The 16,121-nt window shown below is 39.5% G+C and carries 11 protein-coding genes; 2 read left to right on the forward strand and 9 right to left on the reverse strand.

What is annotated here, in order from left to right:
- Window positions 1-85: 85 nt before the first annotated feature.
- The 4 genes from AAEZ22_RS11495 to AAEZ22_RS11510 form a co-directional block, all read right to left on the reverse strand.
- A complete protein-coding gene (locus AAEZ22_RS11495) occupies window positions 86-3,145 on the reverse strand; it encodes an ATP-binding protein (RefSeq protein WP_352297290.1) in 3,060 nt (1,019 codons plus the stop codon).
- A gap of 229 nt (window positions 3,146-3,374) precedes the next feature.
- A complete protein-coding gene (locus tag AAEZ22_RS11500; RefSeq protein ID WP_011328303.1) occupies window positions 3,375-4,583 on the reverse strand; it encodes an ABC transporter permease in 1,209 nt (402 codons plus the stop codon).
- Window positions 4,576-5,364 (reverse strand): ABC transporter ATP-binding protein, encoded by a 789-nt coding sequence (locus AAEZ22_RS11505; protein WP_011328304.1) that lies wholly within the window; start codon window positions 5,362-5,364, stop codon window positions 4,576-4,578. The genes AAEZ22_RS11500 and AAEZ22_RS11505 overlap by 8 nt, the downstream gene beginning before the upstream one ends.
- A complete protein-coding gene (locus AAEZ22_RS11510; RefSeq protein ID WP_011328305.1) occupies window positions 5,361-6,173 on the reverse strand; it encodes a DUF3025 domain-containing protein in 813 nt (270 codons plus the stop codon). The genes AAEZ22_RS11505 and AAEZ22_RS11510 overlap by 4 nt, the downstream gene beginning before the upstream one ends.
- 116 nt (window positions 6,174-6,289) lie before the next feature.
- On the opposite strand from AAEZ22_RS11510, the gene AAEZ22_RS11515 reads away from it, so the two are divergent.
- A complete protein-coding gene (locus AAEZ22_RS11515; RefSeq protein WP_089368342.1) occupies window positions 6,290-7,915 on the forward strand; it encodes a M28 family metallopeptidase in 1,626 nt (541 codons plus the stop codon).
- A 121-nt stretch (window positions 7,916-8,036) separates the two neighbouring features.
- Window positions 8,037-9,209 (forward strand): putative manganese transporter, encoded by a 1,173-nt coding sequence (locus AAEZ22_RS11520; protein ID WP_352297293.1) that lies wholly within the window; start codon window positions 8,037-8,039, stop codon window positions 9,207-9,209.
- Between the two features lie 76 nt (window positions 9,210-9,285).
- Here AAEZ22_RS11520 and AAEZ22_RS11525 read toward each other — a convergent pair whose 3' ends face one another.
- From AAEZ22_RS11525 to pgm, 5 genes are all read right to left on the reverse strand, one after another.
- A complete protein-coding gene (locus tag AAEZ22_RS11525; RefSeq protein ID WP_011328308.1) occupies window positions 9,286-10,860 on the reverse strand; it encodes a dihydrolipoyllysine-residue acetyltransferase in 1,575 nt (524 codons plus the stop codon).
- An 8-nt stretch (window positions 10,861-10,868) separates the two neighbouring features.
- The gene (locus tag AAEZ22_RS11530; RefSeq protein ID WP_011328309.1) at window positions 10,869-11,846 is read right to left on the reverse strand and encodes an alpha-ketoacid dehydrogenase subunit beta; all 978 of its coding nucleotides are present in this window, start codon (window positions 11,844-11,846) and stop codon (window positions 10,869-10,871) included.
- Complete coding sequence (locus AAEZ22_RS11535) at window positions 11,846-13,060, reverse strand: thiamine pyrophosphate-dependent dehydrogenase E1 component subunit alpha (protein WP_352297296.1); 1,215 nt, start codon at window positions 13,058-13,060, stop codon at window positions 11,846-11,848. The genes AAEZ22_RS11530 and AAEZ22_RS11535 overlap by 1 nt, the downstream gene beginning before the upstream one ends.
- Before the next feature lie 264 nt (window positions 13,061-13,324).
- Window positions 13,325-14,380 (reverse strand): succinylglutamate desuccinylase, encoded by a 1,056-nt coding sequence (gene astE / locus AAEZ22_RS11540; RefSeq protein ID WP_011328311.1) that lies wholly within the window; start codon window positions 14,378-14,380, stop codon window positions 13,325-13,327.
- Window positions 14,381-14,477: 97 nt separating this feature from the next.
- Window positions 14,478-16,115 (reverse strand): phosphoglucomutase (alpha-D-glucose-1,6-bisphosphate-dependent), encoded by a 1,638-nt coding sequence (gene pgm / locus AAEZ22_RS11545; RefSeq protein WP_011328312.1) that lies wholly within the window; start codon window positions 16,113-16,115, stop codon window positions 14,478-14,480.
- Window positions 16,116-16,121: the final 6 nt, after the last annotated feature.

A 16,121-nucleotide genomic window follows, 5' to 3' on the forward strand; every position in this document is an offset into this window, starting at 1 on the left:
TTAAAGCGGTTTTTTTATATCTAAAATATAATCACTTCAGCTAAAAAAAGGTGACTTATTAAAAGCCGCCTATCTCGCTTTAGTGTTAACTCAACCACGTAATAAGCTTGTCTTTTAACGTTTGCGGCTTAATTGGTTTAGTAATGTAGTCGTTCATACCGGCCGTTAAACAACGCTCTCTGTCGCCTTCCATTGCACTTGCTGTCATCGCAATGATAGGTACATGAATATATTCTATTCCGGCTTTGGCGTTTCTAATTTCGCTGGTGGTATCGTAGCCGTTTAAATTAGGCATTTGGCAATCCATTAAAATAACGTTAAAAGGTTGCTGTTTATTACTCTTTAACGCCTCTAAAGCTTCAAGACCGTCAGATGCACAGGTGATTTTAACTTTAGTGTGCTTTAAAATCGCTTTAGCCACTTCTATGTTGATCATATTATCGTCAACTAAAAGTACATGATAAGCTGATAAGTCTGCATCTACAGGCTCTTCAATTAAGCTCTTTGGTGGGGTAATAACAAACTCGCTACTGGCACCAAATAAACTCGCTAATTTGTAACTAAACTCATCTTGGGTAAGCGGTTTATTTAAAATATGTAGATGATCAGGAAATACTTTTTTCGATTGTTTGTTCATCACCATATCACGCAAAATTAGTACATATTTTTTATCGTACTGTTTGCAAAAGCTAATCAGGGCATTAACTTGTGGATGGTCGTCGTCAATAATTAATAAGTCCGCTTCAAACTCATCATGCTCACTAAAGTAATCTAACCTAACAATATTACTTTTATCTACTTTGCATGTTTGCAGTAATAAATCACACACATTGTTATACACATTATCGCGAGCAATTAATGCAGCAACATCAATACTGGTAGCAAGCTCAATGCCGGTATTTAGCTTTTTCTGGGGTGCTACATGCAGCTCAACGGTTGCAGTAAAAGTGCTCCCTACCCCTTTTTCGCTTGTTAGCGATATATTACCACCCATTAATTGCGCTAGCTTTTTACAAATTGATAAACCCAAGCCGGTACCGCCAAAATGGCGTGTGGTGCTTGAATCTTCTTGGGTAAACACTTCAAATAGTTTATCTATATTTTCAGCTGCTATGCCAATTCCAGTGTCTTTAACCGCAAAACTCATCTGTAATTTAGTATCGGTAATGTATTTAGAGCCTATGGTTAAGCTAACTTCACCTTTGTGAGTAAACTTAAAAGCATTATTAACCAAATTAATTAAAATTTGCTTAAGGCGATGGCTGTCACCTACTACCATACGATCAACAATATTGTGGGTGTGTAAAAATACTTCAAGTCCTTTGCGTTGCCCTTGTAGCGCTAATGAGTTAATCATATCGCTGCACACAGTAACAACATCAAAGCTGTGATTATCAATATCGAGCTTACCCGCTTCTATTTTTGAAAAATCTAAAATATCATTAATTAAATTCATTAAAGAATTAGCACTGCTATTTGCAAGTTTTAAATAATGATGCTGTTGCTCTGATAAGCCATCTTCTTTAAGCATTTCTAGCATGCCTAATACCCCGTTCATAGGGGTGCGTATTTCGTGAGAAATATTAGCTACAAAGTCACTTTTAGCTTGGCTTGCTGCTAATGCTTCATCTATTGCGCGTTCAAGCTCTCGGGTTCTTTGCGAAACTTTAAGCTCTAAAGTGGTATTAACTCCCTCTAGTTCAGCTTGAATATTTTTAAGCGAACTTATGTCTCTTAAAATAGCCGCAACTTGATAACGCTCATTAAACACATCATAAATACTGCTGAGGGTTATTGAGTAGTAGTATATATTGCCCGAACTGTCGGTGTGCATGGCTTCAAAGGGCATTTTAGAGCCATTTTTAATGGTTTCTCTTATGCATTGCTCATCTTCTTTATTTAAAGTAAATAAAGAAATAAAATTTACGTTATCACTCTCTAGTATATCGCCAAACACTTGTTTAGCTGTGTTATTAAATTGCACCACTTTACCCGACTCTGAAATGCTAAAAATAGCATCTAAGGAGTTTTCTATTACTGTGTTATTTTGCTCTTTTAACGAGTGAATAAGTAACTTTCGGTTTATAAAGCGCTGATACAGCATGGTCATAACTAAAAACACACCAAAAAATACAGCTAATGTAGTAATAAAGCTTTGGCGTCTCTCGCTCACTTTTGCCAATAATGTTTGCGTATCTACACTCACAGCAAGCTCGAGTGGCAGCATGGCAATATCATTACCAAAATAAATACGCTTTTGCAGTGTGTATTGTTGTGGGTAGTTATTTAACGGCAGCGTTTTGTCTGCAGCCATATTTTGCGCGCCAACAGACTCTTGCTCCCAGGTTCTGCTTTTATTAAACTCAAACCCAAAGCGCAGCTCTGGGTTTGGATGATATAAAAACTCACCTTGGTTATTCATTAAATAAATTGCAGTGCCTTGCGGAGACTCAAAAGTGAGGCTTTTAAATAGTTGCTCTGCATAATAATTCGTAACTAAAACCGCAGAAACCTGTTTGTTTTTGTCAAATACAGGTTTTGCTACCCGAAAGGTACTGATATAAGGCTGCTGAATTTTACCATTTTCACGGTTGTAATTTATTGGTGAAATATAAACAGTGTGCTCATCAAGCATACTGGTTTTAATAACGTAATCTCGTTGGCCTTTTTGTTGTAATTGCTCGCCTTCGAGTATGGTAATTTTGCCTTGCTCGGTCCGATCAACCCTTACGACTTCTTGCCCGCCTTCTGCTAGCATTATATAACGCGCTTGTAATATGCTTTCGTCGGTGCGCATAAAGCCAGAAAATATACTCGCTAAGCGATTTTTCCAAATAGCCATAGGCGTTGCAGATGCTGGATCTGACAATTGATTTTCACTAGCGCGTGATATTGCTTTTATAGGTGGGGTTGCATCTAAAAATCGAATGGCGTTAACGCTGTCGGTAAAGTGTTTTTTTAACGATAATGTTTTAGTTTCGAGTTCGCGTTTTAGCTCTATTTGCGCCGTGTGATAAATTTCACTTCTTACTTTTTGCTCAAATATATACATTGAAGGCAACGCAATGATCATAAAAATCATTACGGCAAAAAGTATTAGCTTATTACTTTTTGCAACTCTAGATAAAAAATTTCGTTTTAACATTTACTATTACCTACACTATAGTACTTACATAAGTAGTCTAGATTGAGAAACAATAAACCTCAAAATTAATTACTTACCTCTTTTATTTGCAATAAAGAGTGCCAAATTATGAAGTGTATTCTACCACTACCATTGCTCTTAATGAAATAAACTAAACGCTATTTATATTTGTTTATAAATGAAAAAGGCAGCGAGTGCTGCCTTCAAAACTTAAAGCTTTGTCTATTAACTATCTAAATAACACATCTTCGCGGTTAAACCATTTAACGCAAAAAGCTAATAAAATACCGGCAATAATAGCTGTAGCTAAAAATATTAGCCCTATTAGCGTGTAATCTACTGTGCCTTTAACTATTTCTTTTATTGCTAACGCTACATTAGTGACAGGAATAAACGCTGTTTTAACAGTGAGTTCCACATTTGGCATTAAGGCAATTATTACCGGAAAAATAACGCCCAGAGATAACGGTGTCATGTAGTTTTGCGCTTCTTTAAAGGTACGTGCGTAAATTGAAATAGCTAACGCTAGCGCAGAAAATATAGCCGCCAGTGGTAACAGTAATACAAAAATCATTAATAAATCAGAAACGGCTAAGCTACTAAATGCAACTTTAATAAATTCAAGATCCGCAAAAGTAATCGCCAAGGCTATCCACACTCCCATACTCAGCACAGTAATGGTTGTAGAGGCAATCGAAGTAGTTAAAAGGGTAATAAATTTACCTAAAACAAGTTGTGTACGAGTGATAGGTGTTAACAATAATGTCTCTAGGGTGCCACGTTCTTTTTCGCCTGCTCCTAAGTCAATGGCAGGATAAGTTGCTCCCATTAATACTAAAGGTACTAATAAGTACGGTAAAAACCCACCTATTTTTTCACCTAGGTTTTCACGTTTGTCGGCGGTATCTACTTTTACAACTTCAATTGGTTCAAGTATTGCTTTTTGCGTTGCTTCGTCAATGCCAAAACTAAGCAGCTTTTGTACTTGTAACGCATCGCTGTATTCTTGCGCTAGCTCTTTCACCCGCTGAAACAAAAAGTTAATAGACTTAGCGTCGTTAAACACTACCTGCCATTTGCTTTGCTGTGCATTATTTAACGTTTGCTGTGCATTGCTTGGTAAATAAATGCCCATATCAATATCGCCAGCAATCACTGCGGCTTTAAGCTGTGCAACACTATTAAAGGTTTTAGTGCCTTTATACTGCTCAAAACTTTTATGGTAAAACACTTTGTCGGTAAACTCTGGCGCATAGTCGCCGTTTACAATAGCGTAGGTATTTACTTTTTGCTCTGCATCCATAGCTGCTTGTGCGCTAATAAAGGCAACAACGGCAAAAATAAGTGGGAACACTGCAACTGGCACAGCTACTACAAATATGAGCGTTTTTTTATCGCGTAGTAACTCTCTTAATTCCTTTTTAAATACTTCAAACATCACGTTTCTCCGTTAATATGTTCATAAACGCTTGGTTAAGTTCTTCACTGTTACCTGTTTGTTTAAACTCTTCTACAGTGCCATCAAAACAACTTACGCCTTCGTTAATCACTGCTACGCGGTCGCACAGTAAAGCAACTTCATCTAGGTGGTGCGTTGAAAAAACAACCGGCGTGCCTTGCGCTTTTAAACCTTTTATAAAGTTAATTACCGTTTGTGTGGTCATAATATCTAACCCGGTCGTTGGCTCATCTAAAACCACTACAGCAGGATAATGCACTACTGCGCGGGCAATATTGGCTTTTTGTTTCATTCCGGTTGAGAGGTTTTCTGCACGCTTATCTATAAATTTATGCATATCGAGCAAGGTAAATAGCTCTTCGCAGCGTGTTGCAATATCTTTTTTACTCATGCCATGGAGTTTTGCAAAATATTCGATGTTTTCTTTTACGGTTAAACGCCCGTATAAGCCGGTTGAACCCGATAGAAACCCAATCGATTTACGCCCCAGCAATGGCTTTTTTATTATGTCGTTACCGGCAATGGTAATACTGCCGGCATCGGGTTTTAAGGCAGTAGAAATCATTCTTAACGTGGTGGTTTTACCTGCGCCATTTGGTCCTAGCAGTCCAAGTACTTCGCCTTTTGCACAACGGAAGCTAACATCTCTAACTGAATGAAAATAATCTTTATCTTCGCGCGGGTCTATTTCATCTACTTTGTTTTTTTTATGATCTTTAGTTAGCTTAAATTTCTTTTTAAGGCCAATAACTTCTATCATGTTCGTATCCTTCGTTTTTCTCTAAAGTAATCCGTATTATTATAAAATGTGTCGTCGGTGTTGTCCTCATGCCACCCCGGAACACCTAGTAGTGGTAAAGGTGAAAGGAGTTTATTGTCGGCTAAACACTGATCGGTTTTTATCATCTCATAAAGTCTTTGATCTAGGTACTGGTATTGGGTAACTAAATCTTTACAAAATATTTCATCGGGTACAGTTACAAACAACGCTTTACCCGTTAAACCAATATAGGGTTTAGTTAGCATTTCGTAATTTGCATGGCCAAACATAAATGGTTTGATGGTTTTTCCCCACTGCGCTCTATGCTCAACAAACGCTGTTTTCCATTGATGATCGCGCAACCACTGTTGCCATTGGGTATTGCTAATAGCCAGTACAACACCGCATTCGTCAAATAAGGTTAGGGCATTGCGATGTTTGGTACGCTGCTTTGTGCCATGTACTGCAATATCTGCTACATGGCGTTGATTAATAAGCGCTTTGGTTTTAGGAAATAAACACCAAATAAAGCCACCAAATAAGTCGTGCCAATTTTCAGTACGCGTAGGCACCTGCCCTGTTTCAAAAATAACTTGCTCGTAATAACGCTCAGCAAAATCTATTTTTGCATCATCGACAAAGCTAATAGCCAAGTTATTGGCATTAATTGCGTTTAAGTGTGGGCTAAACCAGCTAGGCAGAGGCCAATTTTTTTGCTCATGTATATTAAACAACGTGCGCAAATGCTCAAAAGCGCCGCTTTGTAAGCAGCTTGGCTGAAATTCTTCTGGGGGAGTAAAACGCTTCATTATTATTTGTACTTACTAGTTTATACCTTAAATTTTGTAACAGTTTACCGCAAAAACTGGTTCTAATTAATAGAACTTCATATACTGGGTTATCTTAAAACAAAAATAGAGCCAATATGAAACGTTATTTCTCTCTTACCCTTATCACTGCTGCCGTATTAGCGGGCTGCGCTACAACAAGTATTACCTCCGATGATGTAACTAAGGGCTACAATAGTATTCAAGCTGATGAAATTGCTAAGCATGTAAAAGTGTTAGCATCGGATGAATTTGGTGGCCGTGCTCCTTCATCGCCAGGCGAAAAGCTAACGCTTGATTACCTAACAGCGCAATTTAAAGCCTTGGGTTTAAAGCCCGGTAATGGCAATAGCTTTTTACAAGAAGTTCCGCTGGTTTCGCTTGAAGCAGACTCAGACATGGTATTAAAAATTGGTGGTAAAAACTACCAATACAAAACAGACATGGTAATGGGCAGTAGTCGCATTAGCGAAAACCAAGCAATTGAAAACTCTGAGCTCGTATTTGTTGGTTACGGCGTTAATGCACCAGAGTATAACTGGAACGATTACGAAGGCTTAGATGTTAAAGGCAAAACGGTAGTAATGCTGGTAAACGATCCAGGCTTTGCAACTAAAAACCCTGATTTATTCACTGGCGATGCCATGACATATTATGGCCGTTGGACTTATAAATACGAAGAAGCGAGTCGTCAAGGTGCAGCGGGCGCAATTATTATTCACGAAACAGCACCAGCTTCATACCCTTGGTCTGTAGTAGAAAACTCGTGGAGTGGTGAGCAGTTTGGTTTTCAAAAAGAAAACAACAATATGGACCGTGTAGCCGTTGAAGGCTGGGTAACAACAGACGTAGCCAAAGAGCTGTTTAATAAAGCAGGGCTTGATTTTGATACACTAAAAGCCAATGCTGCAAAAGGCGCTTACCACGTTGATATGGGCGATTTGACTGCCTCTATAAAGATAAAAAACACCATTAAAAAGTCTATCTCGTATAACTTTATTGCCACTTTACCGGGCAGTGAAAAACCAGATGAACATGTTATTTATTCTGCACATTGGGATCACTTAGGCACTGATAAAAACCGCAAAGGGGATCAAATTTTTAATGGCGCGCACGATAATGCTACCGGTACGGCTGGTTTAATTGAAGTGGCTGAAGCCTTTACTAAATTACCTAAGCACCCTAGCCGTTCAATGACCTTTTTAGCGGTAACCGCTGAAGAGCAAGGCTTATTAGGGTCAAAATATTATGCAGCTAACCCTGTTATTGCTGCCAATAAAACCGTTGCTAACATTAATATGGACAGCTTAAATTTATTAGGCAAAGTGAAAGATATTAGCGTGGTAGGTATTGGTAAATCACAAATGGATGATTTATTAACAACGGTTGCGCTTGAGCAAGGCAGAACAATATCTGGCGATCCTAATCCTTCTTCGGGTGGTTACTATCGCTCTGATCACTTTGCTTTTGCAAACATGGGCATTCCAGCCATGTACGCAGGTGGTGGCACGCAAGCCTTTGACGAAGAAACTGCAAACTACCGTAAGCGTATGAGCTTAGTACTGCGTGGTTGTTATCATCAACCATGCGATCGCTACCGTGATGAATGGGATTTATCGGGCGCGGTGCAAGACCTACAATTATTTTATAAAGTAGGTTTTAATATTTCTGAGCAAGAGCAATGGCCAACGTGGAACACTAACTCTGAGTTCCAACGTAAGTAATTTAATCTTATCTAATCGAAAAACTCAAATAGAGTAATCGATATAATTGCACTCAAATGATATTGATTATCATTTGAGTGCAATGTAAAGTGTAGCTTAGTTACTTACTAGGCCACACTTTATGCAATTACTCTCACATAGTGGATTTATAACAGCCAATTCAAAACGCTTTATGGGTCAAAACAAACGCTTATTATTACCACTCTTTATATTAGTGTGTTTAGCCCTACCTAATTTACGCGCTATTACTATTACTGCACTCAGTGACGCATTTTTTCAGGTCAGTGTTTTTGTAGCAGCTACCTTACTAATTTACTACTATGCCATAGCACGTTTACCACAATTAGAGCTTAGTTATTTAAGCGCTAAGTCGCCTATTTTAGAAGTTGCTTTTTCATCTATACTAGGTGCATTACCAGGCTGTGGTGGTGCAATTATTGTTGTTACCCAATTTACAAAAGGCCAAGCCAGTTTTGGCGCTATTGTCGCGGTTTTAGCTGCAACAATGGGTGATGCGGCATTTTTACTACTTGCTACTCGCCCTACCGAAGGAGTAATTATTATGGGTATTGGCTTGGTTGTAGGAACTTTAAGCGGGTTGATAGTAAATGCTATTCATAAAAAAGACTTTTTGCGACCACTCCCACAACAGCATAAACAACAGGTTATACAGCTACCAACAGCTATTATTAAAATATCTAAGCCGGTATGGATGGTTGCTATTGTTCTAAGCTTAATTATTGCTTTGTTAATTGCGTTTAATGTTGATTTTAACAAGTGGGGTACTAATATACCTAACATTATTAGCTTTTTTGGCGCTGCAATGGCACTGTTTATTGTCAGTATTTGGGCGTATTCGTCTAAAGGAGAGAGCTATAAAGAAGTCACCGCAGAAGACGATGCATGTAAGCGTAATCCTCCCTCTAATATTACCAAGGCATTACAAGACACTCACTTTGTAACTGCGTGGGTCGTTGCGTCATTTATGTTATTTGAAATATTAGTAAATGTGGCAGGACTTGATTTAAAAGCATGGTTTTTACACTATGCGTATTTAGCACCACTTATAGCGGTATTAATCGGTTTTTTACCCGGTTGCGGGCCACAAATAATTGTTACCACTTTGTACATTCAAGGTATTATTCCATTTAGTGCTTTAACTGCAAATGCTATTTCTAACGATGGCGATGCGCTGTTTCCTGCCATAGCAATGGCACCAAAAGCCGCGCTCATAGCAACTTTTTATACTGCAATACCGGCTTTAGCCGTGGGTTATGGTTTATATTTTTGGTGAGTAAATAATACTTTTAAATACAGTAAACAAAAAACCAGCCGAAGCTGGTTTTTTTAATAACAATAAGCGCGTATGTTTAGCTCATCGCCATCATCATTACCGATGGATTTTCTAAGTACGATTTCCAAAGGTTATTAAAACGGGCAATAGTGCCACCATCAATCACGCGATGATCGCCAGACCAGCTCACCTGCATTATAGCTTTGCTTACCACTTGGCCGTTTTCATCAAAACGCGGTAAGTGCTGTAATTTACCCAAAGCAACAATAGCCACCTCTGGTTTATTAATAATAGGCGTCGCAATAGTGCCGCCAATTGCACCAATATTTGAAATACTAATAGTACCGCCTTTCAAATCATCTGGCGCAACACGACCTTCTCGCGCTGAGTCGGTTAAACGGGTTAAATCGTTTGCAACTTCTACAATACTTTTGCTCTGACACGATTTAATATTAGGCACTAATAAACCTATTTTTGAGTCAACTGCAATTCCAATATTATGATCGTTATAATAGGTAAGCTCGCTGCACTCATCATTTACTTTAGAGTTAAGTACTGGGTACTCTTTCATTGCAAGCGATAATGCTTTAACAAAAAACGGCATCATGGTTAGTTTAATACCTTGCGCTTTATACTGCTCTTTTAAACTAGAGCGAAGCGCAATTAGCTTAGTTAAGTCTACTTCATCACTAAAGGTAAAGTGTGGAATGGTCGAAACCGACGCCACCATTTGTTTAGCCATTGCCGCTTTTATGCCTTTAATTGGCTCTACACGTGTACCACCTGAGTGTGTAGCTGATGTTCTTTGCTCATTGCCACTGTGCAATGGTGAGGTATCGATAGTGTTAGGAACTTCGCCTTTTACAAACTCTTCTATGTCTTGTTTATAAATACGGCCATTTTTACCACTGCCCGGTACACAAGTTAAATCAACATCAAGCTCGCGTGCTTTACGACGAACCGCTGGCGATGCAACTGCTTTTTTATTCACAATTTTAGTTGTTTGCTCAGCTTTAATAGCGGCTGGTTTATCTGCTGCATTAGTTTGTGCTTTTACCACTGCTTGATTTATATCTGCATCGGCTTTAGCTGTGCGCCCTGCTACCGTCATTTGAAATAACGGGCTGTGCACTTTGGCTATTTCACCTTTTTGATAATACAGCTTATTTACAACACCAGTATATTTTGCCGGTATTTGTACCAAGGCTTTGTCTGTCATTACATCACAAACCGCTTGATCCTCAACTATTTCTTCACCTTCGGCAACTAACCAGTCAACAATTTCACACTCAACAATACCTTCGCCTATATCTGGCAAAATAAAATCTTCTAAGTGCTCGCTGCTATTATTACTGACAACCGTTTGAGCTGCTTTTTCAGGTGCTGCATCAGCTTCTTCGCTAACTGCTTCACCACTTACATTCATAGCAAATAATGGCCCATGAACCTTGGCAATTTCACCTTTTTGATAATAAAGCTTGGTAATTACCCCATCATGTACAGCGGGTATTTGCACTAATGCCTTGTCTGTCATTACATCACAAATAGGCTGATCTTCAGCCACAGTGTCACCTTCTGCCACAAGCCATTCAACAACTTCGCATTCAACTATGCCTTCACCAATATCGGGTAATATAAAATCTTTAGCCATGGTATCCCCTAAAAATCCATTGATTGTTTAATTGCGGCCAATACTTTTAATGCATCCGGTACATATTCTTTTTCAAGCGCTAACGGATACGGCGTATCTAAGCCACACACGCGCATAATTGGCGATTCTAAATGTAGGAAACATTCTTGACCAATGGTTGCCGCTATTTCTGCACCAAAGCCATTAGTAATTGGCGCTTCGTGGCTAACAATCAAGCGTCCAGTTTTAGTCACCGACTGTGCAATTGCCTCTACATCCCATGGTAAAATACTGCGTAAATCAATTACTTCACAGCTAATGCCTTGTTCACTTGCTTGTTTGGCGGCGTCTTCTATTATTTCCATTTGCGCGCCCCACGCAAGTAAGGTCACGTCTGTACCTTGCTGTACTACCTCGGCTTTTCCAAGCTCAATGGTGTAATCTTCTTCTGGCACTTCGCCGATTGATGCGCGGTATAAGCGTTTTGGTTCAAAAAACAATACCGGGTTGTCATCTTTGATTGCCGCGCGTAATAAGCCTTTTGCTTGGTACGGGTTACGTGGCACAATAACTTTTAAGCCTGGTGTATGTGCAAAGTAAGCCTCGGGTGATTGTGAATGATACAAGCCCCCTGCAATTCCGCCGCCGTAAGGTGTACGAATAGTTAAATTACCCACATTAAACTCATTACCACTGCGGTAGCGAAATTTAGCTGATTCATTGACTATTTGGTCAAAGGCTGGAAATATATAATCTGCAAACTGTATTTCTGCCAGCGCTGGAGCGCCAAAAGCCGCTAAACCATTCGCAAAACCTAAAATACCTTGCTCTGTAAGCGGAGTATTAAATACACGGTGTTTACCGTACTTTTCTTGTAAGCCTGAGGTTGCTCTAAATACACCACCAAAGTAACCCACATCTTCGCCAAAAATACAGGCTTGTGGATGCTCTGCCATAGTAATGTCAAGTGCAGAGTTAATTGCGTGTAGCATGTTCATTTTAGCCATTACTTAATTCTCCCTGCTGTAACTGGGTAGGCATCTGGATGCAGTTTTATATGCGCTTTTAGTTGCTCATATTGGCGTTGCAATGATGGAATTGGGGTATCGTAAACATCTGATATTAATTCTTCTAAAGCTGGCTTTGCCACTACTTCGGCACGTTTTAGCGCAGCTAAAATTTCTTCACGAATTGATTCTTTAGCTTTTACATCGTCGGCTTCGTTCAGCCAGTCTTGCTTAATTAGCCATTTTCTAAACTTGTCGATTGGGCATACTTGATTATTAGCTTCTTCATCTTTAGAGCGATAACCACTTGGATCGTCTGAGGTCGAATGCGCACCTAAGCGATAAGCAATTGATTCAATTAAAATTGGCTCGCCTGTGCTCACTGCAATTTCACGGGCTTTTTTAGTTGCCGCATACACTGCAAGGGCATCTGTGCCATCAACACGAATTGTTTTAATACCGTAACCAACGCCACGAGAAGCAATGCCGTCACCTTTAAACTGCTCATCTGCAGGGGTCGAAATAGCATAACCATTATTACGGGCAAAAAATATTACCGGCGCTTGATGCACTGCAGCCATATTTACACCGGCATGAAAGTCCCCTTCAGACGCTGCGCCTTCACCAAAATAACAAATAGTGATGTTATCTATAGTGCTGGCAAGCTCACCTGTTTTAGCATCTATATGTTTAATTTTTTGACCATAAGCGTAGCCAGTCGCTTGTGGAATTTGTGTTCCTAATGGCGATGATATGGTCATATAGTTTAATGCTTTAGAACCATAATGAATCGGCATTTGGCGGCCTTTGCCTAAATCCAGTTCATTAGAAAACATTTGGTTCATAAACTGATCAAGCGTAAAACCACGATAGTGAAGCGCCGCTTGTTCACGGTACTGAGCCATAATCATATCATTTTGATCAAGCGCAGCTGCAGAGGCTGTTACTGCAGCTTCTTCACCTAAACATTGCATATAAAAGCTAATGCGGCCTTGACGCTGTGCACCTTGCATGCGCTCATCTAACAAACGTATAAAGCGCATGGTTTCGTATAATTTAATTGCGGTATGTTTTGAAATGTCGGGTGCGGTTGCACCTGGATGAATCTCGCCGTCCTCAGTTAAAATACTAAGGGTTGGAATAGTTAACGCATTGCCATCGATAAACTCAAGCTTATGGTTAATATTCAGCGATACGTTATTTGGATTACTCATAACCTACCTTCTTTTGTTGTCGATAAAACAGTGCCCATTAAATTATTATTGTGGGTTGATTGCTGCGAATAAACTTTGCAACATCTGCACTGTCTTTAATTAAAGCTGCCGACACTTTACGTTAACGTAAAGTGATATTCAACAAATCTGTGACGAAACAAAACTAAATAGTGAGTATAAAAATGGCAAGTTAACTATACAGATATTTTACTATTTATTAATCATATAGTTAACTTATTACAACAAGTGGTCTGATCAGCTATTTTAAATAAAATTACTGTCTATCGCCATTGGCACAACGGTTAACAGCGCTCGCTGCCCAATAGCTACGTTTGCATTGGGGAAAATAATCGCTTCTCCTTGCACATCGGCGTAGTAAGGTGTATCGCCATCAGTAGCTAACAACTCACCCTTGGCAAAACCTGTGAAGTTTTCGGCCTGATCTGAAAATGGAAAACTAAATTCATTCTGCGTTCTATTTATGGTGCGGTGCACAGTAAACAACTCGAATTCATCTGCATTAAATTCTGGATATTCAACCTTATCTTGGCTAATTAATGCAGTGAGTGTTTGTTTGGTTTTTGCAAAGCGGCTCATGTCATTCTCACCAAAGGGCTTAACTTGGCCAAGCTCGACCGTAAACGAATCGGCACCATGCACAAATGATGAATAATAACTAAAGGTGGTTGCTGGGGATTTCATCATTAATACGGTATTTACCCCACAACTTAATAAAAACTGTAATTGCGACTTTTTCCACGGTTTACCATGTAAATAGGGATACACTGCAAACTTTTCGTTTTTAGAGCCACGAATTGCAGTATGTAAATCGTAATGGCAGCGGCTGCTACCTTGCTCGCCTCGGCTAAAAAAGTCACTTACGTACTGCTCTAATTTGGCTGCACGGGTACGTTCGTTATTCATTGGTACGCCGTCTACACTATGGTGGCCATTAAACAACCTGTTAAGGTTTTCTTCTACAAAACGCAAACCAATATTAATTGATTGCGGATTACCAAAAATAAATAAAGCGCGTTGCTTTAAGAGCAGCTCACCGGCGATTATTTGTTTAATTAATTCGTCGCATATTTCGATTGGTGCGGTTTCGTTTCCGTGCACTGCACTTGAGTACACTACGTCTTTGCTTGAAACAGTGGCCGGTTGAAACTCTATAACACCGGTATCATGAATAGTAACTACGGTGCCATTATTGAGGGTGAACTCCCCTGCGGCTAAGTGCCATTCGTTATTGCGGCTTAGCGTTAAAAAGTCGCCAGTTTGTTTTAATTCTTCGATGTAATCTGGAGTAGTGGCTGACATATGGATAAAAGCCCTTTGTAAAATTGAAATTATTATTATGCAATTAAAAACAAAAACGGCTGATTAAATCAGCCGTTTTTAAGTAATATAAGCGATATTAGCTAATAACTGAGTCTACTAGCTTTTTAGCTTCTTTTTCAAGTAGTGCTAAATGCGCTTCACCTTTAAACGACTCAAGGTAAATTTTGTATATATCTTCAGTACCCGATGGACGCGCTGCAAACCAACCACTTTCGGTAACTACTTTTAAACCACCAATTGGCGCATTATTACCTGGCGCATGGGTTAGCTTTTGTAAAATAGGTTCACCTGCGAGTGTATCGGCTTTAACGTCGTCGGCACTGAGGGCTTTTAAACGCGATTTTTGCGTGCTTGTAGCCGGTGCGTCTATACGTTTATAAAGCGGCGAGCCAAATTCTTGCTCTAACTCTTTATAAAGAGCAGACGGTGTTTTACCGGTAACAGCAAGTATTTCGGCCGCTAATAAGCCCATAATAAAGCCATCTTTGTCGGTACACCAAACACTGCCATCAAAACGTAAAAATGCGGCGCCAGCACTTTCTTCGCCGCCAAAGGCTAACTTGCCTTTATTTAACCCTTCAACAAACCATTTAAAGCCAACCGGTACTTCTTTTACTTTACGGCCATTACGCTCAGTAACTTTGTCGATCATGGAGCTGGAAACTAACGTTTTGCCAATTTGCACATTTGCGTTCCAGTCTCGATTTTTAAGCAAATAATCAATCGCAACCGCTAAAAAGTGATTAGGGTTCATTAAACCATCTGGCGTTACTATGCCATGGCGGTCGTAATCTGGATCGTTACCAATGGCAATATCAAAATCATCTTTAAGCGCAATAAGGTTGGCCATTGAATAAGGTGATGAGCAATCCATACGAATTTTGCCATCTTTATCAAGTGGCATAAATGCAAAACGAGGATCAACAACATCATTTACAACGCTAATGTCTAAATTATATTTTTTAGCGATAACCGGCCAAAAATTAATGCCTGAGCCGCCCAGCGGATCAACGCCAATTTTGATACCCGCTTCGCTAATCGCTTTTAAATTAACAATATTTTCTAGATCATTAATATACGGGGTCATTAAGTCTTGGTATTTAATAAACCCTGAGCGCGAGGCTTTAGCAAACGGAAATAATTCCACTTCAACTAAGTCCTCTAGTAATAACTGATTAGCTCTGTCTTCTATCCATTTAGTCACGTCGGTATCGGCAGGCCCGCCATCGGGTGGGTTGTATTTAAACCCGCCATCCTCTGGTGGGTTATGCGAAGGCGTAACTACAATACCGTCGGCTAATTCATTTGGGTGCAGCTTGTTGTAACTTACAATAGCGTGGCTAATTACAGGTGTTGGAGTAAAGTCACCATCGTCTTGGGTGATCACTTGCACTTCGTTGGCTACTAATACTTCTATTGCCGAATTAAAGGCCGCTTCACTTAAAGCGTGGGTGTCTTTTCCTAAAAATAACGGGCCAAAAATATCGTTTTGTTTTCTGTAGTCACAAATAGCTTGAGTAATAGAGAGTATGTGCGATTCGTTAAATTTAACATCGTAGGAGCAACCACGATGCCCTGATGTACCAAATGCAACACAATGCTCTGGATTCTGCTCAAGGTCTGGCTCATTTAAATAATACGCAGATACTAATTTAGGTACATTTATTAATACCGATTGTGGAGCTGGTTTGCCCGCACCTGGATGAATAGCCATAGTATT

The sequence above is a fragment of the Pseudoalteromonas sp. 20-MNA-CIBAN-0454 genome, assembly GCF_040308685.1.
Lineage (GTDB): Bacteria > Pseudomonadota > Gammaproteobacteria > Enterobacterales > Alteromonadaceae > Pseudoalteromonas > Pseudoalteromonas nigrifaciens.

Bases quoted from the DNA above. Each gene is read 5' to 3' on its own strand.
- AAEZ22_RS11525 (WP_011328308.1), bottom strand. From the start codon at position 10,860: ATGGCTAAAGATTTTATATTACCCGATATTGGTGAAGGCATAGTTGAA.
- pgm (WP_011328312.1), bottom strand. From the start codon at position 16,115: ATGGCTATTCATCCAGGTGCGGGCAAACCAGCTCCACAATCGGTATTA.
- AAEZ22_RS11530 (WP_011328309.1), bottom strand. From the start codon at position 11,846: ATGGCTAAAATGAACATGCTACACGCAATTAACTCTGCACTTGACATT.
- AAEZ22_RS11515 (WP_089368342.1), top strand. From the start codon at position 6,290: ATGAAACGTTATTTCTCTCTTACCCTTATCACTGCTGCCGTATTAGCG.
- AAEZ22_RS11495 (WP_352297290.1), bottom strand. From the start codon at position 3,145: ATGTTAAAACGAAATTTTTTATCTAGAGTTGCAAAAAGTAATAAGCTA.
- AAEZ22_RS11510 (WP_011328305.1), bottom strand. From the start codon at position 6,173: ATGAAGCGTTTTACTCCCCCAGAAGAATTTCAGCCAAGCTGCTTACAA.
- astE (WP_011328311.1), bottom strand. From the start codon at position 14,380: ATGTCAGCCACTACTCCAGATTACATCGAAGAATTAAAACAAACTGGC.
- AAEZ22_RS11535 (WP_352297296.1), bottom strand. From the start codon at position 13,060: ATGAGTAATCCAAATAACGTATCGCTGAATATTAACCATAAGCTTGAG.
- AAEZ22_RS11500 (WP_011328303.1), bottom strand. From the start codon at position 4,583: ATGTTTGAAGTATTTAAAAAGGAATTAAGAGAGTTACTACGCGATAAA.
- AAEZ22_RS11505 (WP_011328304.1), bottom strand. From the start codon at position 5,364: ATGATAGAAGTTATTGGCCTTAAAAAGAAATTTAAGCTAACTAAAGAT.
- AAEZ22_RS11520 (WP_352297293.1), top strand. From the start codon at position 8,037: ATGCAATTACTCTCACATAGTGGATTTATAACAGCCAATTCAAAACGC.